At 65.8% G+C, this 22508-nt stretch carries 19 protein-coding genes; 7 read left to right on the top strand and 12 right to left on the bottom strand.

Annotated elements, in window-relative coordinates; genetic code table 11:
* Together B1964_RS05375 and B1964_RS05370 are read left to right on the top strand one after the other, a co-directional pair.
* The coding region (locus tag B1964_RS05375) for a helix-turn-helix domain-containing protein (RefSeq protein ID WP_079929128.1) at positions 1-924 on the top strand (924 nt) is incomplete at its 5' end.
* Positions 925-1002: 78 nt separating this feature from the next.
* Positions 1003-2490 (top strand): MFS transporter, encoded by a 1488-nt coding sequence (locus B1964_RS05370; protein WP_079929127.1) that lies wholly within the window; start codon positions 1003-1005, stop codon positions 2488-2490.
* 131 nt (positions 2491-2621) lie between these two features.
* Here the strand turns inward: B1964_RS05370 and B1964_RS05365 are convergent, their stop codons facing one another.
* The 6 genes from B1964_RS05365 to B1964_RS05340 form a co-directional block, all read right to left on the bottom strand.
* A complete protein-coding gene (locus tag B1964_RS05365) occupies positions 2622-3506 on the bottom strand; it encodes an NAD(P)-binding domain-containing protein (protein WP_079929126.1) in 885 nt (294 codons plus the stop codon).
* A gap of 138 nt (positions 3507-3644) precedes the next feature.
* The gene (locus tag B1964_RS05360; protein ID WP_079929125.1) at positions 3645-4331 is read right to left on the bottom strand and encodes a transporter; all 687 of its coding nucleotides are present in this window, start codon (positions 4329-4331) and stop codon (positions 3645-3647) included.
* Positions 4332-4460: 129 nt separating this feature from the next.
* On the bottom strand, positions 4461-5114 hold the full coding sequence (locus B1964_RS05355) for a DUF1345 domain-containing protein (protein ID WP_079929124.1): 654 nt from the start codon (positions 5112-5114) through the stop codon (positions 4461-4463).
* A 33-nt stretch (positions 5115-5147) separates the two neighbouring features.
* Positions 5148-6266 carry a Zn-dependent alcohol dehydrogenase gene (locus B1964_RS05350; protein WP_079929123.1) on the bottom strand — a complete coding sequence of 373 codons (1119 nt, stop codon included), beginning with the start codon at positions 6264-6266 and terminating at the stop codon, positions 5148-5150.
* Positions 6267-6290: 24 nt separating this feature from the next.
* On the bottom strand, positions 6291-7832 hold the full coding sequence (locus B1964_RS05345; RefSeq protein ID WP_079929122.1) for a class I adenylate-forming enzyme family protein: 1542 nt from the start codon (positions 7830-7832) through the stop codon (positions 6291-6293).
* The gene (locus tag B1964_RS05340) at positions 7832-8983 is read right to left on the bottom strand and encodes a saccharopine dehydrogenase NADP-binding domain-containing protein (protein WP_079929121.1); all 1152 of its coding nucleotides are present in this window, start codon (positions 8981-8983) and stop codon (positions 7832-7834) included. Before B1964_RS05340 ends, B1964_RS05345 begins: the two co-directional genes overlap by 1 nt.
* 130 nt (positions 8984-9113) lie before the next feature.
* Between B1964_RS05340 and B1964_RS05335 the strand changes: the two genes are divergently transcribed.
* On the top strand, positions 9114-9770 hold the full coding sequence (locus tag B1964_RS05335; RefSeq protein WP_079929120.1) for a TetR/AcrR family transcriptional regulator: 657 nt from the start codon (positions 9114-9116) through the stop codon (positions 9768-9770).
* A gap of 3 nt (positions 9771-9773) precedes the next feature.
* Here the strand turns inward: B1964_RS05335 and B1964_RS05330 are convergent, their stop codons facing one another.
* The 6 genes from B1964_RS05330 to B1964_RS05305 all read right to left on the bottom strand — a co-directional run bounded on the left by B1964_RS05330 (position 9774) and on the right by B1964_RS05305 (position 15240).
* Positions 9774-10316, bottom strand: a complete 543-nt coding sequence (locus B1964_RS05330; protein WP_079929119.1) for a molybdenum cofactor biosysynthesis protein — start codon at positions 10314-10316, stop codon at positions 9774-9776.
* Positions 10317-10347: 31 nt separating this feature from the next.
* Positions 10348-11931 (bottom strand): ATP-binding protein, encoded by a 1584-nt coding sequence (locus B1964_RS05325; RefSeq protein WP_079929118.1) that lies wholly within the window; start codon positions 11929-11931, stop codon positions 10348-10350.
* A 45-nt stretch (positions 11932-11976) separates the two neighbouring features.
* Positions 11977-12852 (bottom strand): catechol 1,2-dioxygenase, encoded by an 876-nt coding sequence (gene catA, locus B1964_RS05320; RefSeq protein WP_079929117.1) that lies wholly within the window; start codon positions 12850-12852, stop codon positions 11977-11979.
* A 70-nt stretch (positions 12853-12922) separates the two neighbouring features.
* Positions 12923-13207 (bottom strand): muconolactone Delta-isomerase, encoded by a 285-nt coding sequence (gene catC / locus B1964_RS05315; RefSeq protein ID WP_006368274.1) that lies wholly within the window; start codon positions 13205-13207, stop codon positions 12923-12925.
* 9 nt (positions 13208-13216) lie between these two features.
* Positions 13217-14320 carry an enolase C-terminal domain-like protein gene (locus tag B1964_RS05310; protein WP_079929116.1) on the bottom strand — a complete coding sequence of 368 codons (1104 nt, stop codon included), beginning with the start codon at positions 14318-14320 and terminating at the stop codon, positions 13217-13219.
* Positions 14317-15240 (bottom strand): LysR substrate-binding domain-containing protein, encoded by a 924-nt coding sequence (locus tag B1964_RS05305; RefSeq protein ID WP_079929115.1) that lies wholly within the window; start codon positions 15238-15240, stop codon positions 14317-14319. Before B1964_RS05305 ends, B1964_RS05310 begins: the two co-directional genes overlap by 4 nt.
* Positions 15241-15474: 234 nt before the next feature.
* Here B1964_RS05305 and benA point away from each other — a divergent pair, with 234 nt between their 5' ends.
* From benA to B1964_RS05285, 4 genes are all read left to right on the top strand, one after another.
* Positions 15475-16899 (top strand): benzoate 1,2-dioxygenase large subunit, encoded by a 1425-nt coding sequence (gene benA, locus B1964_RS05300; protein ID WP_079929114.1) that lies wholly within the window; start codon positions 15475-15477, stop codon positions 16897-16899.
* A gap of 50 nt (positions 16900-16949) precedes the next feature.
* Positions 16950-17492, top strand: coding sequence for a benzoate 1,2-dioxygenase small subunit (gene benB / locus B1964_RS05295; protein WP_079929113.1), 543 nt, complete (start codon positions 16950-16952; stop codon positions 17490-17492).
* Positions 17493-17508: 16 nt separating this feature from the next.
* Positions 17509-20283: a benzoate 1,2-dioxygenase electron transfer component BenC gene (benC, locus tag B1964_RS05290; protein ID WP_079929112.1), complete on the top strand. Its 2775-nt coding sequence runs from the start codon at positions 17509-17511 to the stop codon at positions 20281-20283.
* Positions 20284-20826: 543 nt separating this feature from the next.
* A complete protein-coding gene (locus B1964_RS05285; protein WP_079929111.1) occupies positions 20827-22485 on the top strand; it encodes an HNH endonuclease signature motif containing protein in 1659 nt (552 codons plus the stop codon).
* The last annotated feature ends 23 nt before the right edge of the window (positions 22486-22508 follow it).

Raw genomic sequence — 22508 nt, 5'->3', positions numbered from 1 at the left:
GATGACGTCGCGGCCTGGCGGTCGGTCGAACGAATCTGCTGGAAATGGTGGCTGAGTGCGTGTTTCGAGGTCACCGACGATCTCGAGAAGCTTCACGAACTGTGCGAGATCTCCGGGAACATTCTCACCACGCACACCGACGACGCGATCGCGGAACTGGCCGAATACGTCCGGCAGACCCGAGAGGAACTCGCCGGCGGCTCCCAGTTGCAGCGGTACGCCACGGTCGAGCTGCTGCTCCAGGGCGCTGACATCGCCTCGGCCCGCGCCGAGGAACAGTTGGGGTACGCCCTCACCGGATCCCACATCGGAGTGGTCATCTGGGTCGACTCCGAGGACGACATCGGGTCTCTCGAACGTGCCGCAGAACAAGTGATGCGCGCGTGCGACTCCACTCGGCGTCTCACCGTGGTGGCGGGTACAACGGCAATGTGGCTGTGGATTCCGGCGGCTGCAACGCCATCGCTCACAGCGCTCGCGGACCGTCTCCGGGGTCGGCGCCGCGTGCGCGTGGCACTCGGCAGGCCGTCGAAAGGCGTCGCCGGATTCCGACGCACACACATGGATGCGGCTGCGGCACAACGGCTCCTGATCCGCCTGGATTCTCGGCTCCCCATCGTCCGCTACGAGGATGTGCACCTCGTCGACCTCCTGTCCATCGACGTCGCCGCCGCCGACCGGTTCGTCGCCGATGTGCTCGGCGATCTCCTCGACGCGAGTCCGGTCCTTCACCAGACACTGCTCACCTACGTCGCTGAAGGTCTGAACCGCACGAGTTCCGCCGAGAGGCTGTACACCCATCGCAACACCATCGACCGTCGCCTGGCCCGCGTCGACGAGCTACTCCCGAAGCCCTTCGCGCAGAACCCCACCGAGGTGACGGCAGCCCTCACCCTCTTGCGTGTACGACGCGGTACCGCCTGAGCTCACCATGACGGTGACCCCGTCGTTGGCTTCACCATCTCTTCTCTTCTCAAGCTCATCTCTCCTCAAGGAAATGTCATGTCTGAGCACCTCGTCGTGCCCGGCGAACTCGCCGACGCACACATCGCCCACCAATCGCGCCGACTACTGCTCATAGGTGTCGCGGCGCTCATCGTGGTCTTGACCAACGCGGTGACCTTCCTCCTGCCGCCGCTGCTGCCCGTCCTCCAGGCGCACTATCAGGTCACCTCGGTGTCGGCGGTCACGTGGATCTTCACCTTGCTCACCCTCGGCGGCGGAGCGGGTTTCGTGGTCCTGCCCAAGCTGTCGGATGTCATCGGGGACCGCAGCACCGCGGTCATCGCGTGCCTCGCGCTCACCGTCGGCGCGGTGGCCGCGGCCGTGGGCGACTCCTACCCCGCGATCCTCATCGGCGCCGCGGTCATGGGATTCGGCGGGGCCGCGCAGTTGCTCCCGCTCGGATTTCTCCGCCGTGCGTTGGGTGAGGCCGGCCTGGCCATCTCGGTTGCCGTGCTGGTCATCGCGACGGGTGTCGGCATCGTCGTCGGCATGATCGGCGGCGGTTTCATCGTCGAGCATTTGTCGTTGCGCGACTTCTTCGCCATCCTCGCCGCGTGCTTCGCCCTGACGACACTCGCCTCATTCGTGGTGATTCCGCGATCGGCACCCGCAGACAAGGCCGGGGGCGGTGTGGCGATCGTCGGCACGGTGTGGTTGATCGTGTGGGTCGGACTGGCGCTGCTGGCGATGACACAGGGCCTGGTCTGGGGGTGGGGCGCGCTCGCGACGCTGGCGGTGGCTCTCATCGCGGCAGCGGGGTGGGTGCGATCGCAGCGACGATCGTCGAATCCGGTGTTCGATCCGGTGCTCTTCACCGCGCCGTACGCTGTCGTCTCGTCCGTCGTCATCGCACTGATCGCAGCCATCAATGCGGCCTTTCTCGTGCTGGTGAGCACGTTCGCGCAAACCGACCCGGCCAACCTGCCGGCCGCAGACGCATACGGCCTGGGCTTGAACGCACTGCAGACCGGTGAACTGATGGTGCCGTTCGCAATCACCTTCCTGATTGGCGGCGTGGTGGCCGAGCGTCCGCTTGCCGCCGGACGAGGACCGTCGGTGTTGGTCTCGGGAGCGGTTCTCAGCGCCGTCGGTCTGGCTCTGCTGGTGGTCACCCATGATCGTGAGTGGAGTTACCTCGTTGCCGCCGCCATCATCGGGTTCGGCTGCGCCATAGTATATTCCGCATGTTTTGCGCTGGTCCAGAACGCCGTCGACGAGCGAGAGGCCGGAATGGCGGGTTCGATGGTCGGCACGGCAATGGCGATCGGGTTCGCCTTCGGATCGGCGCTCATCACGTGTGTGCTGGGTTCGTCCACCATCGCCATCCCGGGTACCGACGTCGAGGTGGCGACCGAGGGTCTGTTCGGCGTGAGCTATGTGATCGCCATCGGTCTGGCAGTGCTCATCGTCCTCGCAGTCGGGATCTCGACGATGCGCCGACACGGCGCCATGACCGGCTCGGTAGCGAATTCTGCGATCTCCTGAGCCTTTCACGGCTTTGGTGAACACGGCCATCGCCCGCGGCGTATCGACCGATACGCCGCGGGCGATGTACTCTGTCCAGCGCGTGACTGTGCCGAAAAATGTCGGCAGCCGCCATGTTTCGCGATCCAGGCTCACTCAAGCAGGTAGAGGGCGGACATGTCGTTGCCACCCATGCCGGCCTCGACCCCGCGACGGAACACACCGGCCGTCGCCTGGATCATGGGCGCCTCGCCGTCGTGGCTCATCGCGCCGGCAAACGCCGCCGCCGCGTTCGCGAAAACGCTGATCGTCGCCTGATCGGTCTCGAAGTCGCGGTCGTCGATGTGTCTCAGCGCGGCCAACATCTGCTGCTCCAGCACGCCGGTGGCGTAGCCGACGAGCTCGGCCACCGCGTCGCTCGAGACGCCGGCGGCGTTCATGTAGCGGACTGCTTCGACGAACGAGACGAGAGCGGACATGTAGAACGCCCCGGTGAGGCCCGCATCGATCACATTGGCGGCGGTGACGTCGTCGCCCACATGGGTGGAGCTGCCGGCGACCGCGATGATGGTGTCGCGGTGGGTTTCCCACAGTGCGGAGTCGCCGGAGATCATGATCCGCGCGTCGGCGGTGCCGATCTGATGCGGGTAGGCAGCGATGACGCCGTCGAGATAGCCGATGCCTGCGCTGCACGCCAGGTCGCTCAGCTGCTGCGCGTCGTCGGGTGTGCCGCTGGTGACGTTGATGACCGTGTGACCGGCAAGGATGTCGGGAGCGACGTCGGCCAACACCGTCCGCACGTTGTCGGAGGAACTCAGGCAGGTGATCGTGACCGATGCGGCCTGCACCGCGTCATCGACGGCCGCAGCCACCCTCGCACCGTCGGCGGCCAGGGCGTGAGCGCGTTCGGGCGTGCGGTTCCACACCACCACCGTCCGGCCGGCGGCCCGGAGTGCGCGGGCGATGGCGGAACCCATGTTCCCCGTTCCGAGGACAGCAACGGTGGAGGAAGTATGACAGGAGGACTCGATGGTCATTGGTGGCGCTTTCTGTTCGGAGAGGAGTGCCGGGCCGTCTGGGGGAATAGGCCCGAAATGCTTGACGCGCACAGTGATCGACACCGCGGACGAGTATCGGGCCGCGGTGTCCTCAGCGCTGTGCCGAGGTCGATCAGCTCACGCGGTCACCCGGTTCATCCCGGCGTGTGACGCGTCGACCGCATGATTGTGGGTGTCCAGCGCGCGGTAGGCGAAGTAGTAGGTGATGCCCTGCACTCCCCAGGTGGTCAAGGCTGCGGTGTAGAAGAACGTCCGATTGGCGTCGTCGAAGGGAAAGGGGAAAAAGTCGTAGGTGACGGCAATCGCCGTCGCCGCAATCGTGACCACGCCGGCCAGCGCGGCCAGACGTCGGCATCCGATATTCCACAGGCGCAGAACGAAGTACGCCAAGAACAAAGTGGTGAGCAGATTCATCACGAGATAGAACGTTGCGGGGCCGACGTGGAGCATGTCGTCGTGGAAGTGCCGGAGAAAAAGCGCGGCCACGATGGTGAGCCCGAATGCACCGACCTCGACGACAAGTGGCGGCCGGTACCGATGGGTGACGGCCATGAGGCCCAGGATGAGGATCAGTGTGAAGCCGAACGATCGGGAGAACGCGTCGAGGAAGAACGAGATCTGCAGTGGGAGGCCACCTGTCGAGCCCAGCAGGGACCCGATGAAGAAGTTCGTGGCCGACACCCCGACAACCAGCCATTCGATACCCAGCAGATGGTTGCCGTAGTTGCGGATGAATTTCCATCCGAACACGAAGCCGACGACGATGAGCCAGACATCGGACAGCAGGAAGAGTGCATCTTTCATTTCACTGATCTCTCATGAGGTGAGCGGTGATTGTGGTGAATCCACTCTCGCCAATTGGTGACTCCGGTCACCACGACAGTTCGCACCTATTTCAGCGCACACGTGGTGCGAGCTGTCGTGATTCTGTGCTTACCCCTCTGCGAGCCGCTGGAGTACCTGGAACGCCGCGGCGACGACGAAAGCGTTGTAGAAGAAGCCGATAACGCTGTGCGTGGCGACGAGAAGCCGCATGGACCGCGTCCGCACCTCGACGTCGGAGGTCGCGAATGTCGCCCCGATGGTGAGTGCGAAATACAGGAACTCGACAGGGCCCGGATCGGATTCGTCGGGAAATCCGAGCGGCAAAGTACTCCCGTGCGCACGCTGTACGACTGATTCGTAGATGCCGGCAAAACCGACATGAAGGAGCAGCCAGGAAAGTGGGATGCCGACGACGCCGAGAACGGCCAGGCTCGAGAATCCGTCCACTCCGTCGTCGGCGTGACCGACGAGCGCGAGAAACGCCACATTGGCACCGGCCAACCCGGCCACCGAGGGGAACACCCACGACAGGGTGTCGAGGACACCGGCGCGGCCATCGATGAGGTGGTGGGCCAGCCGGTACCGCATGATGGCAGCATTCACCACCAGGTAGGCGGCGGCGATCGTCACCCAGGCAGCGAGAGCCGTTGTGGTACCCAGCACGACGCCGACGAGCGATCCAATGATGAGCACGAGGTCGGTGACGCTTGCGCAATGATCGATCACACGATTGTGTGGTCGTGGACCCGCCCCTGCCGCCATGACGCAAGCCTACAACGATCAGTACTACAACGATCAGTACTTGATCACCGTGCGAATACCGTTGCCGCGCTTCATCTCTTCGAAGCCGTCGTTGATCTCGTCCAACCCGATCACGCGGGTCACCAGTGAATCGAGGTCGATTCGTCGGTGAAGATAGTGGTCGACGAGGTTGGGGAAGTCGATGTCGGGCCGGCTGGACCCGTAGTTGGATCCAACGAGTGACAGTTCCTGATCGGACATCACGAACGGGTCGATGGACACCGTCACGCCATCGGCGACCTGGCCGGCGACGACGGCTCGTCCGCCACGGGCGAGCACACCGTAGGCCGCCTCGATGGTCTGCGGTAGGCCGATCGCCTCGACCGCCACCTCGACGCCACGCCCGCCGGTGATCCGCGTGATCTGCTCGGCGAGATCCTCCGTCGCTGTGTTGATCACGTCGTGGGCACCGAAGGCCTTGGCCTGATCCAGCTTTCGGTCGGATATGTCTGCGGCGATGATGCGGCGGGCGCCGACGAGCCGAGCACCCTGAACGGCGTTGAGACCCACTCCGCCGCATCCGATGACGAGCACCGTGTCGGTCGGACGGACCTCGGCGGTGTTGACCGCGGCGCCGATTCCGGTGGTGACGGCGCAGCCGACGAGCGCCGACTGCTCGAACGGGGCGGCCGGGTCGACGGCGATGGCGGCCGACTGGGGCAACATCGCGTACTCACCGAACGTCCCGAGGCCGGCGAAGCTGTACACCGGCTCCCCTTTCGACGATGTGATGCGCGTGCCGCCGTCGAAGGAGACGTGGTTCGCCGAGTGCTCGGCGGCCACGTCACACAGCACCGGCCGTCCACTGATGCAGTAGCGGCATCGTCCGCACGAGGGCGTCCAGGACAGTACAACGTGGTCACCGACCCCCAGCGCGGTGACGCCGTCACCGATGGCATCGACGACGCCCGCTCCTTCGTGGCCGAGGATCATCGGCGTCGGAACGCCGTCCCACTCTCCTACGATCACGTGAAGGTCACTGTGGCACAGTCCACTCGCCTTCATACGCACCAGCACCTCGCCCGGCGGCGGGGTGGACGGTATCGACACCGACTCAATGGCGAGTGGCGCGTTCGGAGCCCTGAAGACGGCTGCCTCGAATTCTATGGTCATGGCGTTTCTCTCTGTCATGGTTCACTATTGGGATCGACGAAGGTAATCTGCGCGCAGAGCCCGACGATCGACCTTGCCGGATGCGGTGAGCGGCAGACTGTCATGGATGATCCATCGATCCGGGATCGCATAGTCGGGCACCACGTCTCGCATCGACTCCCGGATCTCGTCGGTGTCGACGACCGCGCCGTCGCGCGGTTCGATCGCGGCAGCGACTCGCTCGCGCAGGATTTCGTCCGGGTAGCCGAAGACGCACACGGCGGCCACCGCGGGATGCCGAGCGATGTGCGACTCGACGAAGGCCGGCATGATCTTCTCGCCGCCGCGGTTGATCACGTCGTCCACCCGGCCGTGGAGCCAGAGCAGGCCATCGGCATCGACATGCCCCACATCCCCGGTCCGCAGCCACGAGCCATCGAACTTCGCCGCGGTCAGCTCGGGTTGGTTCCAGTAGCCGAGCATGCGGGTCGGCCCGCACACCCACACCTCTCCGGATTCCCCCGGCTCGACGTCGCGTCCCTCGCGGACGACACGCAGCGCAACGCCGGGCAGTGGCCTGCCTGCGGATTCGGCTGCGGTGGAGACGAGTTCGCTCGGCAACACGGTGCACACAGAGGTGAATTCACTCAGGCCGTAGGCGTGCACGAGCGCCAGGTCCGGCCATCGCCGCCGGAGTTCGTGCACCCATGCTTCGGGGATCGCGCTGCCGCCGTACATGACGGTGCGGATTCCCGCGAAGATCGCGTCGGCGTCGTTGTGCAGCATCAGCATCCGGAGCATGCTCGGCACCGCGGCAAGGAAGGTGACCGGACGAGCGATGAGCTCGTGTGCCGCGTCGTCGGTGCGGTAGCGTCGCAGGAGCCGCGTGGTGGCGCCCGCGGCGATCATGTGCGCGAGCTGATCGGCGAATCCGGTGTTGTGGAAGATCGGAACGATCACCAGGGTGCTGTCGTCGGGCCCGGTGCCGAAGAAGCTCGCGAATTCGCGGGCGTAGGCGGCAAGGGCAGATCCCGACACCACCGCACCCTTGGGCGTGCCCGTGGTCCCCGAGGTGAAACTGATCAGCGCGGGCGCGTCGTCGGCGACCTCGCTCTCGCCGATGTCCTCCTCCGGCCGACTTCCGTGGCGGGCCGAGGTGACCATCGCGCGCAACTCGACACACTCCACCCCCTCGGCGTGCGGGACCGATGCACGGGACTCGCACACAACGAGTTTCGCTTCCACCGCACGGATCTGCTGCTCTATTTGGCTGACCCCGAGCCTGGTGTTCATCGGGACGACGACGGCCCGTGCCCGCTGGCAGGCGAGGAACGCAACGACCCATTCCAGGCTGTTCTCGCCGATAAGCACGACGCGGTCGCCGACACCCACTCCGCGCGTGCGCAGTTGCGCCGCGAACCGGTTCATCGTGTCGTCGAGTTCGGACCACGTGACCGCGTCGTCGGCGCACTGCACCGCAATGGCGTCGGGGCGTACGCAGGCCCAGGTGGCAACGGCACCCGACAGACTGTGTTCCGACAGGTTGCGTTCCGACAGGCTGGGCCCATTCGACAGCGGGGAGCTCATCACGACACCGAGGCGGCAGGAGTCTGGATGCCGGGGCCGAAACCGCCCAGCGCCAAGCCGATCCGCTCGTACTCGCTCAGCGTGAACTGCCACGGCAGTATCTCCGGGCCCCAGGCACCGGCTGCCGGCGGCTCGCGTAACGCGGCGAGGGCGGCGACCGCGGCGCCCAGACCGGTGCCGCGCGACATCGGCGCATCATCGAGTACGGCCAGCGAACCGAGGACATCGGTGTCGGCGCCGCGAAACACCTGAACCATCAACGCCGTCAGCGCCCGGCCCTCGTCACCCCTGGCTGCGGCATGATGGCGGGCCCACATCATCTTCCACAGGAACTCCGCCGGTTCGACGTCGTGTCCGGCGACGTCGACCGCGAGGTCGTGGTAGCCGAACCCGATGCGGCCCAGCGTGGAGAAGGCCGCGTTGGCCCATGCCGGCCGCAAGGACCCCTTGCACCTCGCGTTCCTCAGGCGTGGGTAGGACCGGGCCAGCGTGCGCGGCTCCGGATGAGCGGTGTCATAGGCCTCGATACGACCGAGCGGTTCGGGGAAGTCGAATTCAGCCGCGGTCGCCGGAACGAAACCCGGGGAGTCGGTCCACCGACCGTCGGACCACACCGGACAGGGGCTGACCGCCATGTGCAGCATGTGCCGGAGAGGCGCGAGTCCGCCAGGGTTGCGTTCGTGCGTCGCCCACACGACGTTGACGCCGTCGGCGTCGGGATGCTCGTCGAGGAGTCGGGCTGCGCACCAGTTCGTCACACCCGGCGACCAGCCCGCACCCGTGATGAGTGCGACGCCCGCAGTTTCCGCTTGTGCGTTGAGTGCCAGGATGCTGTCGGTCGCCTCGAGGTCGTCGCCGATGTCGATGTAGGTGGTGCCCGAACGCAGCGCGTCCTGGGCGAGGCTTCCCGAACCGGCGAAGAACGGACCGGACATGTTGAGCACCAGGTCGAGCCCCGAGAGATCGACGGACTCCGACGAGACGTCGACGAGCCGACCGCTCACACGTTGCTGATCGAGAGCCTCGGCCCCGGCGATCGCCTCGGGCGACCTGTCCATCGCCTCGAATCGTGCATCCGGCAACTGCTCCAACAGTATTCGCAGGGCGGCACTGCCCATTTGGCCGACGCCGACGATTCCCACTGTCACCATCTCATGGCTCCCTGCTTCTGGCGAACGAATATTCGTTAACCTAGCTGGGTATACCCTCGCCGTCAAGACCGGCGCTCTCCGGTTCGCCGGCCCATCGGGCCGCGGCAACGGTCGCGGTACTGTTGCGGCCATGCGATCCGCCAGAGAAAAAGACATCGCATCCACCGCCGAGCGCCGCGCCGACGAGATCGCCAGCCTCGGTCGGGTCTTCGATCACAGCGTCGGACGGGAGCGGATTCTGGCGGCGGCGGTCACGATCGTCGCGACAAGTGGATTCGGTGCGTGCACCGTGCGGGAGGTCGCCGAGGCAGCGGGGATCAAGGCGCCCGGTCTCTACAGCCACTTCCGCTCGAAGGAGGAGATTCTCACCGAAGCCGTCTCCCGCGTGCTGGCCGATTTCACCGAGAACGCCGGCGCGGTCGCGGATGGAACGCCGGAAGACGAACTGCGCGACACGGTTCGCCGACATGTCCTCTACCAGATCGAGAACGTCCACCTCGCCCGCGTCGCCGACATGCTCCTCGACACCGCGTCCGCCGGCGACTTCGTTTCACACGAGGACTACGAACGACTGCTGTCCCAGCAACGCGACTATCTGGCGATGCTCAGCCGGCGAGTGGCTGCATATGCACCGAGACTTCCTGCGCCGCAGGTCGATATCGTGACGATGGCAATCCTCGCCATGTGCGATCGCGTCGCGATCTGGTACGACACCGCCGGCCCGTTCAGCCCGGATGAGGTCGCCGACATCCACTGGCACCTCGTCCGGCGAATGCTCGCGGAGTAAGACTCAGAGCGGCTGCGCGCGCCGGACCTGATCGGCGGCGCGGGCCGCGTCCAGGTCGACGTCGGCGGTGATCACCGCCGGTCCAACCCGCAGGACCCCCGAGGTCAGCGGCTGGGCGCGCAGTCCGCCGCGCCCGATGAGAGCCTTGCGCACGCCGTCGCCGGCCATGGTGTCCATCCAGGAACACGGATGTGCCGGCCGGCCACCGCGGAACCGGATGGGGCCGTCGCCGGTGTCGACCTCGAATTCCACGCCGCGTAGCGGATCGAGTTCGAGGCCGCGCACGACGATGTTGCGCCGGGCCAGCACCGGGTCGGCGTCGCCGGCCGCGGCCTGCCACGCCTCGATCGCGAGGAAGGTCACCGCGGCCTCGGTGTGGGCGCGCACGCCGAAGAATCGGTCGCCGCGAATCCCTTTGTCGGCGACCACATCGACGTGATCGGGGGAGTGGGTCGCCACGTCGTCGGCGGGGCCGTCCTTTGGCCGGCCGAAGTAGGCGTGTCGGGGTGACACGACCAGCGACTCGATCTCGACGTGGTATCGCACCCCACCCAGCGTAGGCGCACCGAGATATGCGCTACCGCCGATCCTCCGGCGAGATGTAGTGCAACCCGCGGAACACCGCGCTGCCGGCGAACACCGAGGCATCGAGATCGACCCCGCGATGTCTGGCCATCCGTAACGCGAGTCGCAACAGCATCTTGATGTCGCGCGGGGTGATGTCGGGGAAGCCGCCGACGAGGTCGTCGAGTAGATCCTCCCCGAGGATGACGTCGTTGCCCGCGGCGAGGATCTGCCACACCTGGCGGGCGTCCTTGGGTCCGGGCGGCTGGTATTCGATGACCGCGGCACACCGGGCGAGGATCGCCTCGTCGACGCCGTCGATCCGGTTGGTGGTGAGGAACAGCAATCCGTCGAAGTACTCGAGGGTGCGTAGGAACTCGGCGACGATCGCGTTCTGCGACAGGTCCATTCCGCGTTCCATGACGAAGACGTCGGCCTCGTCGAGCAGCAACACCGCATCCCACCGCTTGGCGCGGTCGAAGATCACCTCGAGATTCTTGCGCACCAATTCCGGTGTCACACCCAGTGATCCGGAGTGGATCGAGTACAGCGGACGTGCGGTGACCTCGGCGTACACCTCGGCGGTCAGTGTCTTGCCGACGCCGGGACGCCCCTTGGCGAGGATCACGTTGCCCGCCGATTTCCCGTCGATGATGTCGCCGGTGAACACCGAGATGTCGGTGGTGAGGATGTTGAGGAGTTCTCGCTGATCGTCGGGCAGCACCAGCTTGTCCTGCAGATGCGCATCGTAGGCGTAGTCGACGAGGTCGCCGGTGTTGACGTCGAGGAAATCCTGTGCGCCCAAATCGAACACGCGGACCGCGGTGATCACCGGGACCGGCCCGTACTCGTCGGAACCGAACAGGATCGACGGCGCCACCATGCGCAGCGCCGCGATCTCGCTCGGTGCGACGTCGTGGACCACCTTGCGGTTCTCCCGCTTGTTGGGCGCCCGGTAGTCGTCGGTGCGGATCACCCGGCCGGTGTAGCGGTACTGCTTACCGAACCCGTCGTCGATGATCCGCTGATACTGCTCACGGCGAGTCTGATACTCCGCCTTGAGTTCCGGGGTTTCCTTGTAGGCACCGCCGGCGGCCAGGACGTCACCGGGGGTCTTGCCGACCACCTCGGTCTCCTCGAAGTAGAGCACCTTGGGTTTACGCGACGGACGCTTCACCGTGGCGTTGTCGGCCTCCATGGTGAACTTGATCCGCGGACCGTGGGTGCGGTCGGCATGTTCGAGCGTCAGGTCCATGACGAGGTACGGATGCAGATATCCGTCGGATTCACGGACGTAGAGCCAGCCGTCGATGAGGTCGTGGCGCAGGAAGGTTCGGAAGATCTCGGTCGCCGCGTCGATGTGCGGGATGCGCGGGAAGCTACCGGCGCGGGCCGAGATGATCGCGGTGACCGCCCTGGCGAAGGAGTCCTCGCCCGCACCACCGGCGGTGTCGACGAGATCGGCGAGCGCCGCGTCGGTGAGATCGCGGTCGGTGATCCCGATCTCGGCCGACCGCCACGAACCCGCTTGTGCGCGTACCGCTGTGAGGTCCGGTGACGAGGTGGCCGCGACGACGGCGGTGGGTGCGACGAGCACGGTGGACTCCTTCGCTTCTGGTGAGGTCGGTCCTATTGCCTGCGGTCAGGCCTCGGGATCGAGGACGAAATCGTATTCGGTGACGTAGCCCTCGCCGTTCGGGTTGTCCTTGACGTCGAGCATCAGTTCGGGCTTGACCGCCGAGGCGATGTCGTCGCCGTTGTGCGGGTCGCCGGGGAAGTACAGCTGCGAGGTGATCAGCTGATGGCCGGGCGCGCTGACCTTGAAGTGCAGGTGAGCCGGACGCCAGGCGTGCCAGCCGGCGGCGGCGATGAGCTGGCCGCATGCACCGTCGGTGGGGATCATGTACGGCGCCGGACGCAGCGTGTGGATCTCGAAACGCCCGTCCTCGTTGGCGATCCAGGTGCCGCGCAGGTTCCACTCGGGCAGGCCCGGGGCGAACTGCGAGTAGAAACCGAGGTCATCGGCGTGCCACAATTCCAGGCGGGCACCGGCGAGCGGGGCGCCGTCGACGGCGCGCACCTGCCCGGCGAAGACCAGCGGATCGCCGGGCTCGTCGTCGCGCATGGGAATGGTTCCGTTCCACGGCAACTCGGGTGATCCCTCGATGTAGTAGGGGCCCTCGATGGTGCCCTTGCTGCCCTCGCGGTGCTCGTTGGCGACCTCCTCCACCGAGTGCTCGATCCACACGTCGAGGAACAGCGGCCACTCGCCGTCGGCGCCGACCTTGATCAGCCACGCCTTGAGCGCGTTGTACTCCTCGTAGGACACCTTGTCCTCGAGGACGATGTCGTTGATTCCCTTGATCACCTTGCTGGCAAGATAATTCACGCGTGCGGTGTCGATGACGCCGGAGCGGCCGCCCGCGGTGGCCATGCGCTCGGCGAAACGCGCCGACGCGTTCGCGCCGGATTCGGCGGCCTTGGCGTTGACCTCGGTGTCGAAGCTGGTGTCGGTCATGATGGGTACTCCTTGTTGATGGGCTGGGCTGATAGGGCTGGATGGTGTTGGGATTGTTGGGTTTACGTGATCAACCCGCGTTGATGTCAGAGGGGTGGGTGGCCAGCGGGGTCACCGAGATGTCCATGTAGGCGAAGAGCGGGAGTCCGGACAAGATCGTGTGCAACTCGTCGTGGTCGGCCACGTCGAAGATCGAGTAGTTGGAGTACTCGCCGACGATCCGCCAGATGTGCGGCCACTTGCCCGACCGTTGCAGCTCTTGTGAATACGCCTTTTCACGCGCCACGGTATCGGCCCGCACCTCGGGGTCGAGATCGTGGGGGATGTTGACGTCCATCCGGACGTGATAGAGCATGCGCGTCTCCTATCGGTCGACTCGGTAGCGGGCGAGTTTGTCGGGGTCGATCTCGATGCCGATGCCGGCGTTCGGGCTGGTGTGCAGGTAGCCGTCCCGGATCTGTAGCGGTTCGGCGAGCAGGTCGTCGCTCATGTCGAGGAAGTTCGACAGTTCGCCTGCGTAGCGGGAGGTCAGTTCGTGGGCTGCGCCGAACGCCAAGGTGCAGGCGGTGCCGACCTGACCGTCGATCTGATTGCCCATCACCACGTCGATGCCGAGTCCCTCGGCGAGGTGATGTACCCGCCGGGACCACGTGAAGCCGGTGCGGGCGGTCTTGATGCTGATCGCGGTGGCCGAGCCGCCGAGGATCTCGCGGGTGACATCGGCGGCGGTGGGCACCGACTCGTCGGCGATGACCGGGACGTCGAGGTGCTCGACGAGCCAACGCCGGCCGACGACGTCGTCGGCGGGGCACAGTTCCTCGGCGAAGAGCAGATCGAGGTCGGCCATGTCTTTCATGGCGCGCAACGACTCCGACGACGACCAGCCGCGGTTGCCGTCGACGTAGAGTTCGATCTCGTCGCCGAATCCCTCACGCAGTGCGCGGACGACTGCGGTGTCGAGGCCGATCGGTCGGCGCCCGACCTTGACCTTGAAGGTCGCGATCCCGTAGTTCTCGCGCATCTTCTCCGCCTCGGCGACCATGGTGGCCGGCTCATCGAAGCCGAGCATGTGACTGACCCGCAGGCGATCGGTGTAGCGGCCGAGCAGGTCGGTCACCGGCATCTGCAGGGTCTTGCCCAATGCGTCCCAGATCGCCATGTCCACAGCGGCTTTCGCGGTGGGATTGCCGATGGTCCGGTTGAGGCGGGCGACCATCATCTCGCGGTCGAGCAACGTGAGCCCGGCCAGTTGCGGGGCGAAGACGGTCTCGATGACGGCGACGATCCCGCGCTGGGTCTCGCCGTAGGTGAACGGACGCGGGGGTGCCTCGGCGACGCCGACGATCCCGTCGTCGGTGTGGACGCGAACCAGGACGTGCTCGGCGACCGACACCTCGCCGGAGGCGAACCGCAGGGGTTTGCGGTAGGGGATGGCGAACGGAATCGCCTCGATCTCGATGATTTTCACAGTTTCTCTCCCAGCGGGGCGGACGAGGGAAGCACGGCGGACAGGTCGAAGGCGTTGCTGATGACCCGGGCCACCGATTCGACGACGGGGTTGATCTCACCGGCGTTCCAGGCCAGGGCGACCTCGGTGCTGCCGGCGTCGGCGAGATCGCGGATCACCAAGCCCTCCATGGGAAGTGCGCGGACCGAGGCCGGCAACACGGCGACTCCGAGACCCGCCGCGACCAGCGCGAGCAGGACCGGAGTGCCCGACGCCTCATGCGCACGTTGCGGCACGAAACCGGCTCGGCGGCAAGCGCGCAGCGTCGCGTCGTTGACCGCGGAGTCACGGCTGTCGTACATGACAAACGGCTCGTTACGCAGATCAGTGGTGGCGATGACGGGTTCGACGGCGAGGCGGTGATCGGCGGAGACCACCAGGACCACCGACTCGACGTCGATGGTGCGCAGTTCGATGCCGTCACCGACCACCGGTGGGCGCAACACACCGAGGTCGATCTCGCCCGACTGCAGTGCCGCGCACTGCATCGGGGTGAGCATGTCCGAGGAGATCTGCAGCTCCACATCCGGCAGGGCCTGCTTGACCGCGCGCGCGATACGCGGCAGGTGTGAGAACGCGGCGATGCCGGTCAGTCCCAGACGCACCAGACCGCTGCGTCCGGCCGCGATGCGCCGTACACCTTCCATGGCCGCATCGACATCGTCGAGGATGCGCGTGGCCTCGCTCTGCAGGTACTCCCCTGCCGGGGTCAACGCGACCTGGCGTGTGGTGCGGGCGAAGAGGGTGACATCGAGCTCGGATTCGAGCTGGCGGATCGCGTACGACAGCGCCGGCTGGGCGACGTGCAGCATCGCGGCCGCCTGACCGAAGTGGCAGGTCTCCGCGACTGCGGCGAAATACCTGAGGTGACGGAGCTCCACGTCGTCCTCCTTCCCTATCTCGAGTGAACGAACCTGATCAATCGGACGTATGTGATCGACACCACGTATCAATCACGGTAGATCCGCGATCCATACGAGACAAGGACACGTATTTCCTCGATTGAGCGGACTTGTTTATCAATCGGATGCCTGGTCAGGACTGGGGTTAATGCCGGTGTGATGGGTGACACGTGCTGCGAGAGTCGAAACACAGCCCACATCCAGGAGGTAGCCATGACCGTCACCGATCGGCCCGACCACTCGACTCCCGAGGCGTTCTCGACCGTTGTTCCCGCGGCACCGTCGGAGCACGTCCGCTCGGTATTGTCCGAGGCCGTCATCGACGATCGCGACGCCGGCATCTACCGGGCGAACCGACGCATCTTCACCGACGAGGAGATCTTCGAGCTCGAGATGCGCCACATCTTCGAGGGGAACTGGATCTATCTGGCCCACGAGAGCCAGGTCGCCAACCCCGGCGACTACTTCACCACCTACATCGGCCGCCAACCGGTGATGATCACCCGCAGCAAGGACGGCGAGCTGCACTGCCTGATCAACGCGTGCGCACACCGCGGGGCGATGATCTGCCGCCGCAAGACCGACAACCGGATGACGCTGACGTGCCCGTTCCACGGGTGGACCTTCCGCAACGACGGCACCCTGCTCAAGGTGAAGGATCCCGACGACGCCGGCTACCCGGACACGTTCAACGTCAACGGTTCTCACAATCTGACCAAGGTGGCGAAGTTCGGCAACTATCGCGGTTTCCTGTTCGGCAGCCTCAATCCCGACGTGCTGCCACTCGAGGAGCATCTCGGCGACACCCGCACCGTCATCGACATGCTCGTCGATCAGTCACCCGAGGGCCTCGAGGTGCTGCGCGGCTCGTCGACCTACACCTACGACGGCAACTGGAAGGTGCAGGCGGAGAACGGCGCCGACGGCTACCACGTCACGGCCACCCACTGGAACTACGCGGCGACGACCTCACGGCGCAACACCGGCGAATCCAAGAACGACACCAAGGCCCTCGACGCCGGCGGTTGGGGCAAGTCCGGTGGCGGGTACTGGTCGTTCCCGCACGGACACCTGTGCCTGTGGACGTGGGCGGCCAACCCGCAGGACCGTCCGCTGTGGGACAAGATGGATGAGCTCAAGGCGAAGTTCGGCGACGCCAAGGGCGAGTTCATGGTGAAGGGGTCACGCAATCTGTGCCTGTACCCGAATGTGTATCTGATGGACCAGTTCTCGACGCAGATCCGCCACTTCCGGCCGATCGCGCCGGACAAGACCGAAGTGACGATCTACTGCATCGCGCCCAAGGGCGAGAGTGATGCCGCCCGCGCGCATCGCATCCGTCAGTACGAGGACTTCTTCAATGCCTCCGGCATGGCGACCCCGGACGATCTCGAGGAGTTCCGCTCCTGCCAGTTGACCTTCCGCGCCACTGCCGCCCCGTGGAACGACATGAGCCGCGGTGCGCAACACTGGCTCTCGGGCCCCGACCCGGTGGCGCAGAGCCTGGGCATGACCGAGATCGTCTCGGCGGGAAAGAAGAACGAGGACGAAGGGCTCTATCCCGTCCAGCACGGCTACTGGCTGGAGACCATGCGTGCCGCCGTCGCCGGAGAAGAGGCCGCCACGCGTCAGGCGTGAGCGACGAGCCGAACTCCCAGCCCACTTTCGTTCGCAGAAGGCAGATCCCAATGACCACAGAATCCCTGTCCACCCCGTCTCCATCCACCCAGACCGGCACCACGCTGATCACCCAGAACATGATCGAGCAGTTCCTCTACCGCGAGGCCCGCTACCTCGACGACCGCGAGTTCGAGAAGTGGCTCGAGTGCTACGCCGACGACGTCGTCTACTGGATGCCTGCGTGGGACGACGATGACCGTCTGGTGGAGGACCCGCAGCGCGACATCTCACTCATCTACTACGCCAACAAGGGCGGCCTCGAAGATCGGGTGTTCCGGATTCGCACCGAACGCTCCTCGGCCACCTCGCTTCCCGAGCCGCGCACCAGTCACAACATCAGCAACGTCGAGGTCATCGAGCGGCGCGGCGATATCGTCGACGTCCGATTCAATTGGCACACCATGTATTTCCGGTATCACACGGTCGACCCGTACTACGGCACCTCGTTCTACACCGTCGACTTCTCCGGTGAGTCGCCGTTGATCCGCCGGAAGACCGTCGTGCTCAAGAACGACTACATCCACCACGTGGTGGACGTCTACCACTTCTGAGAAGGCCGGTGCCACCATGACTCTCACCACTGACCAGACGACGTCGGCGAGTCCCCCGACCGGCGCGCAGGCTCCCACCCACCAGGTGGCATTGACCTTCGAGGACGGGGTCACCCGGTTCGTCACCTGCCGCGAGGATCAGACCGTCGCCGACGCCTCCTACCGTCAGCGGATCAACATCCCACTCGACTGCCGCGACGGTGCCTGCGGAACCTGCAAGGCATTCTGCGAATCCGGCGCGTACGACGGCGGCACCTACATCGACGATGCGCTGTCGGCGGCCGAGAGCGCGGACGGCTATGCGCTTCCGTGCTGCATGAAGCCACAGTCCGATCTCGTTCTGCAGATCGCCGCGACCTCCGACACCGCCAAGACCGCCGCGGGCGATTTCACCGGCACCATCGTCAGCCTCGAGCGGTTGTCGGAATCGACGATGCGCGTGGGTATCGAGATCGGTAACCGTGGCGATCTCGCATTCCTGCCGGGGCAGTATGTCAACATTGCCGTACCGGTCACCGAGGCACTCGACGCCGATGGCAACGGGACCGGTCAGCCGCTGCGGCGGTCCTATTCGTTCGCCAACGGGCCACACGAGGAACGGCTGATCTTCATGGTGAAGCTCACGCCGGGCGGCGCGATGTCGGACTATCTGACCGACCGGGCGCAGCGTGGTGACGAGATCACCTTCACCGGGCCGCACGGCTCGTTCTTCCTGCGCGAGGCCACCCGGCCGGTACTTCTCCTGGCCGGCGGCACCGGTCTCGCGCCGATCCTGTCGATGCTGCGAAAGATGCACGACGACAACAGCGCCCGCAAAGTGCATCTCATCTACGGCGTCTCCACCGACACCGACCTGGTCGCGCTCGACGAGATCGAGTACTTCGCGCGGGAGTTGTCGGGATTCACCTGGGATCATTGTGTTTCCGACCCGAACAGCTCGGCGGTGAACAAGGGTTATGTGATGACCCTGATCCGGCCCGAACATCTCTACGACGGGGATGTTGCGATCTACCTGTGTGGGCCGCCGCCGATGGTCGAGTCCGTCCGCGCCCATGTGGCCGACGCGGGTATCGAGCCGGTCGGCTTCTACTACGAGAAGTTCGCGCTTGCGGTACCCGCAGCCGCGAAGGAGAGCATCTCCATCGATGGCAGCGATGACTCTGCCGTGCAAAACATCTCGTCGATCGCTGTGGCTGTCGACGAGGACCCGGTGATCCCCGCCCGCGACGCCCGTGGCATCGCCGGGCAACAGGTGCTCGCACCGCGCGACATCGGATCTCACGTACAACACGCCGCCCCACTCGTCGACGACGGCGCCATCGCGCGTATCGCCGGCCAGCAGGTGTGGACTGCGCACGGGGCCGGCGTCGCTCTCGACCCGGATGGCGGCGACCTGCTCGCCGCGAGCGATGCCCGGGGCATCGCCGGGCAGACGGTCTTCGCGGAGGCCGAGACCGCGACCGCGACGGTAGCCGAGACGGAACCCGTCGTCGAGACCGTGCCGACCGTCACCGAGCAGGGCTACGAAATCGGCGAGGAACACCCGGGTATCCACGAATCCGATGCGCTGTTCGAGGCGCGCGCAGCGCTCGAACTCGGTGCGCTGGAGCTGACTCTCGGCAGGATGACCAGCCGCCAATTGGCCGGCTACCGGCTGCTCGCCGAGGCGACACTGCCCTACGTCAAGGGTGATTCGTTCGTCGATGCCGCCGAATACACCGAGACCAACGCCGCCTTCCACGATTACCTGTTCGGGCTCACCGGCAACGATCACCTGCTCGCCGCCTACCAGGCGCTCGGCGTCAAGGGCCGGATGGGTGAGGTGCTGCGCAATGCGACGTGGTGTCATCCGTTGTGCGCGCAGGACCACATCGACATCGTCGAGGCGTTCGCGTCGGGCAACCGCGACCGGGCCCGCGGATTGATCTCCGCACATGCCGAGCGGTCCAAGCAGACGATGCGACGTGCCATGGCCGACGAGATGGCCTCGCGGCGGCCACGTTTCATCACCCCGGGTCGTTTCGCCGGCAAAGTGGTGATCGTGACCGGAGCCGCGCAGGGTATCGGCGCGCACACCGCGCGGCGCATCGTCGCCGAAGGTGGTCGGGTCGTGTGTGCTGATCGCTCGGAATTCGTCAACGAAATCGTCTCCGACGTCACCGACCTCGGCGGCCAGGCCGTCAAAAGCATCGCCGATCTCGAAACCTATGACGGCGCAGCATCTGTCGTCGCCACCGCGATCGAGACATACGGCCGGGTCGATGTGTTGATCAACAACGTGGGCGGTGCGATCAACTTCAAACCGTTCGTCGAGTTCACCGACGAACAGATCCGCGCCGAGATCGATCGGTCCCTGATGACGACGCTCTACGCGTGCCGTGCCGTTCTACCCTCGATGGTGGCCCACGGATCGGGTGTGATCGTCAACGTGTCGTCGGCGGCGACCCGCGGCATCCATCGCATCCCGTACTCGGCAGCCAAAGGCGGCATCAACGCGATCACCGCGTCGCTGGCAATGGAGTACGCCGACAACGGCATTCGTGTGGTGGCCACCGCTCCTGGCGGCACGGAGGCCCCGCCGCGGCGGGTCTCCCGTGGCACGCCCACCCCGCAGAGCGAGACACAGCAACAGTGGTTCGACGCGCACATCGAGCAAACAGTGTCCTCGTCGCTGCTGAAACGGTACGGCACCCTCGACGAGCAGGCCGCCGCCATCTGCTTCCTCGCCTCCGACGAAGCCTCCTACATCACCGGATCGGTCCTACCGGTCGCCGGCGGAGATCAGGGGTAGCCCCGCCGGGTCGAGATCTCCCCCGGGTCATCGATCCCTTCCACCCTCCGGCGTTTATCCTTCCCCCGGTGGTCGAGGTGCGAGCCTCGAGACTGCCTGCGCCGGTGCTGGTTCGGTTCGACGGGTGGTGCGGAAACTGATCGGTGAGAGGGGTCTCGAGGCTCGTCGCTATCGCTCCTCGGCACCTCGACCATCGGATGGAAAGGTCCAGGGTAGAACGACGGCGCATTTCCTGACCGATGGTCGACCCTTCCCCCGGATGGTAGAGCGCTTCCACCGCCGACACTCGACCGTTTTTCCCGATGGTCGAGGTGCGAGCCGCGTGCGGCGAGCCTCGAGACCCGGCGAGATGACAAGCATCGCAACCACATCCACTACCCACTCGACGCAACAGAGCGCCCGGTCGACGTAATTCGACGCCCGGTCGATGAGTAGAAAAAGTTGTCCACGGATTTCTCCAGCCTGGCGATCATCGCGCCGGTTTTGTCGGTACCCCTTCGTACACTTGTTCTCATCACGTCCGATCGCGGGAGGGGGTATCTGATGTCGACCACGTTGACGTTCACCGATCCGGATGCCGACGCCGCCGCAATCACGTCGATGTCGCGGGACGAGCTCATCGATACCGGCCCGGATCTGCTGCGCGAGTCCCGCAAGTACGAGGCCCGGACGGTCCTGGCAGCCGCCGCATTGGCAGAGCAGGTGTATCGCGAGCATCTGGCCGGGCGGCCCGAGACCGGTGTGTGGGGTTCGGTGATCGAGCACGCCGACAAACTCGCGCGCGCCGAAGTGTCGTTGCAGTTCAAGGTCTCTCGCAGCAAAGCCGGGAGTTGGGTGGCGTTGGCGGAGCTGTTGGAGAAGTTCCCGCTCATCCGTGCCGCCTATTTGAATGGGGAGCTCTCGACGAATCGGGCCTCGATTATGGCGCGCGCTGCACAGCGTGGCGCGGACACCGACACCGACACCGAGACCGACAGCGACAGCGACAGCGACAGCGACAGCGACAGCGACAGCGACAGCGACAGCGACAGCGACAGCGACAGCATCGATACCGGTGACGAGTCCGAGATGTCGTTCGAGGAGATCGTCCTGGACTACGGGTCTCGGGCGACGACCGACCCGGTGCTCTCGCAACAACTCGACGCCGCACTGATCTCGATGAACCCCGACAGCGTTATCGAGGACCGCGACACCATCACCGACCTGGTGGGAAACGTCACCATCACCCCCGACGTTGCCGGGCACTCCGCTCTCGATGCGGTCGTCCCCGCCCATTACGGGGTGTTCCTCACAACCCAGATCGAGGCGCTGATCGAGGAACGCACCTGCCGCAAGGACCCGCGTCGTCTCGGGCCACTGCGGGTGATCGCCCTCGGGGAGATCACCGGTGTGCCGGGAGCGCACCTCGACTGCGAATGCGGACAAGATGACTGCCCAAGACGAGGAGGCGGCACCGACAGCAATGGGTCGGCCGAGACACCCGCTGACGCCGAGGACGCGGCAGCGTGGGACGACCTGCTACCCGAACCCGCCGACGCCGACGCTCCCGCAGTCGAGTTGGTGGAGTTGGTCGAGCCGGTCGCCGAACCCGAGATCCCCGACCCCCTGGATCAGCCGACGCCGGATGAGGTGCCGGTGGCGTTCGGGCGGGCCCTGGTCGTACCCGGTGCACCCGTCCTGACGGTGTTGAAGGACCCCGACGGTGTGCTGGTGCCCCGGTTGCAGGGATACGGGCCCATCGACCCCGACTACGCGGCCACCCTGTCCGAGATAGCGAAAACCATCCACTACCCCGAATCCGCACGCACGGCTGGACCACTCATCCCGCAGATCTCCGACCGACCGCAAGCCCCGCCCGCGGATCCCACCGGACACGGCGGTCACACCGTGCCACCACCTGGGGCATTGACCTATGCACCCAGCGCCACCTTGCGCGCTGAGGTGCTGGCCAACGACCCCTGGTGCCGATACCCCTACTGCGGCATGCCCTCACACCTGTGCGACCTCGATCATTGGCGGCCGTTCAACCATGCCGACCCCGAGGCCGGAGGGTGGACGGTGCTCGGTGATCTGATCCCGCTGTGTTGGGCTGATCACCAACGCAAACACCTCGCGGAGTGGGTGCCGACGCTCTACACCGATCGGCGGGTGCAGTGGCGGAACCGGCGGACGGGGCAGGTGATTGTCACCTACCCGCGGTGACAGGGTTCCGCCGTGGGGTGGAA

The organism is Gordonia sp. i37 (genome assembly GCF_002043085.1).
Classification (GTDB): domain Bacteria; phylum Actinomycetota; class Actinomycetes; order Mycobacteriales; family Mycobacteriaceae; genus Gordonia; species Gordonia polyisoprenivorans.
This window is presented reverse-complemented; position numbering and strand designations above follow the sequence as displayed.

Coding starts and splice junctions, on each gene's coding strand:
- B1964_RS05370 (WP_079929127.1), top strand. CDS start 1,003: ATGTCTGAGCACCTCGTCGTGCCCGGCGAACTCGCCGACGCACACATC.
- B1964_RS05365 (WP_079929126.1), bottom strand. CDS start 3,506: ATGACCATCGAGTCCTCCTGTCATACTTCCTCCACCGTTGCTGTCCTC.
- B1964_RS05360 (WP_079929125.1), bottom strand. CDS start 4,331: ATGAAAGATGCACTCTTCCTGCTGTCCGATGTCTGGCTCATCGTCGTC.
- B1964_RS05355 (WP_079929124.1), bottom strand. CDS start 5,114: ATGGCGGCAGGGGCGGGTCCACGACCACACAATCGTGTGATCGATCAT.
- B1964_RS05350 (WP_079929123.1), bottom strand. CDS start 6,266: ATGACCATAGAATTCGAGGCAGCCGTCTTCAGGGCTCCGAACGCGCCA.
- B1964_RS05345 (WP_079929122.1), bottom strand. CDS start 7,832: ATGAGCTCCCCGCTGTCGAATGGGCCCAGCCTGTCGGAACGCAACCTG.
- B1964_RS05340 (WP_079929121.1), bottom strand. CDS start 8,983: ATGGTGACAGTGGGAATCGTCGGCGTCGGCCAAATGGGCAGTGCCGCC.
- B1964_RS05335 (WP_079929120.1), top strand. CDS start 9,114: ATGCGATCCGCCAGAGAAAAAGACATCGCATCCACCGCCGAGCGCCGC.
- catA (WP_079929117.1), bottom strand. CDS start 12,852: ATGACCGACACCAGCTTCGACACCGAGGTCAACGCCAAGGCCGCCGAA.
- catC (WP_006368274.1), bottom strand. CDS start 13,207: ATGCTCTATCACGTCCGGATGGACGTCAACATCCCCCACGATCTCGAC.
- benA (WP_079929114.1), top strand. CDS start 15,475: ATGACCGTCACCGATCGGCCCGACCACTCGACTCCCGAGGCGTTCTCG.
- benB (WP_079929113.1), top strand. CDS start 16,950: ATGACCACAGAATCCCTGTCCACCCCGTCTCCATCCACCCAGACCGGC.
- benC (WP_079929112.1), top strand. CDS start 17,509: ATGACTCTCACCACTGACCAGACGACGTCGGCGAGTCCCCCGACCGGC.
- B1964_RS05285 (WP_079929111.1), top strand. CDS start 20,827: ATGTCGACCACGTTGACGTTCACCGATCCGGATGCCGACGCCGCCGCA.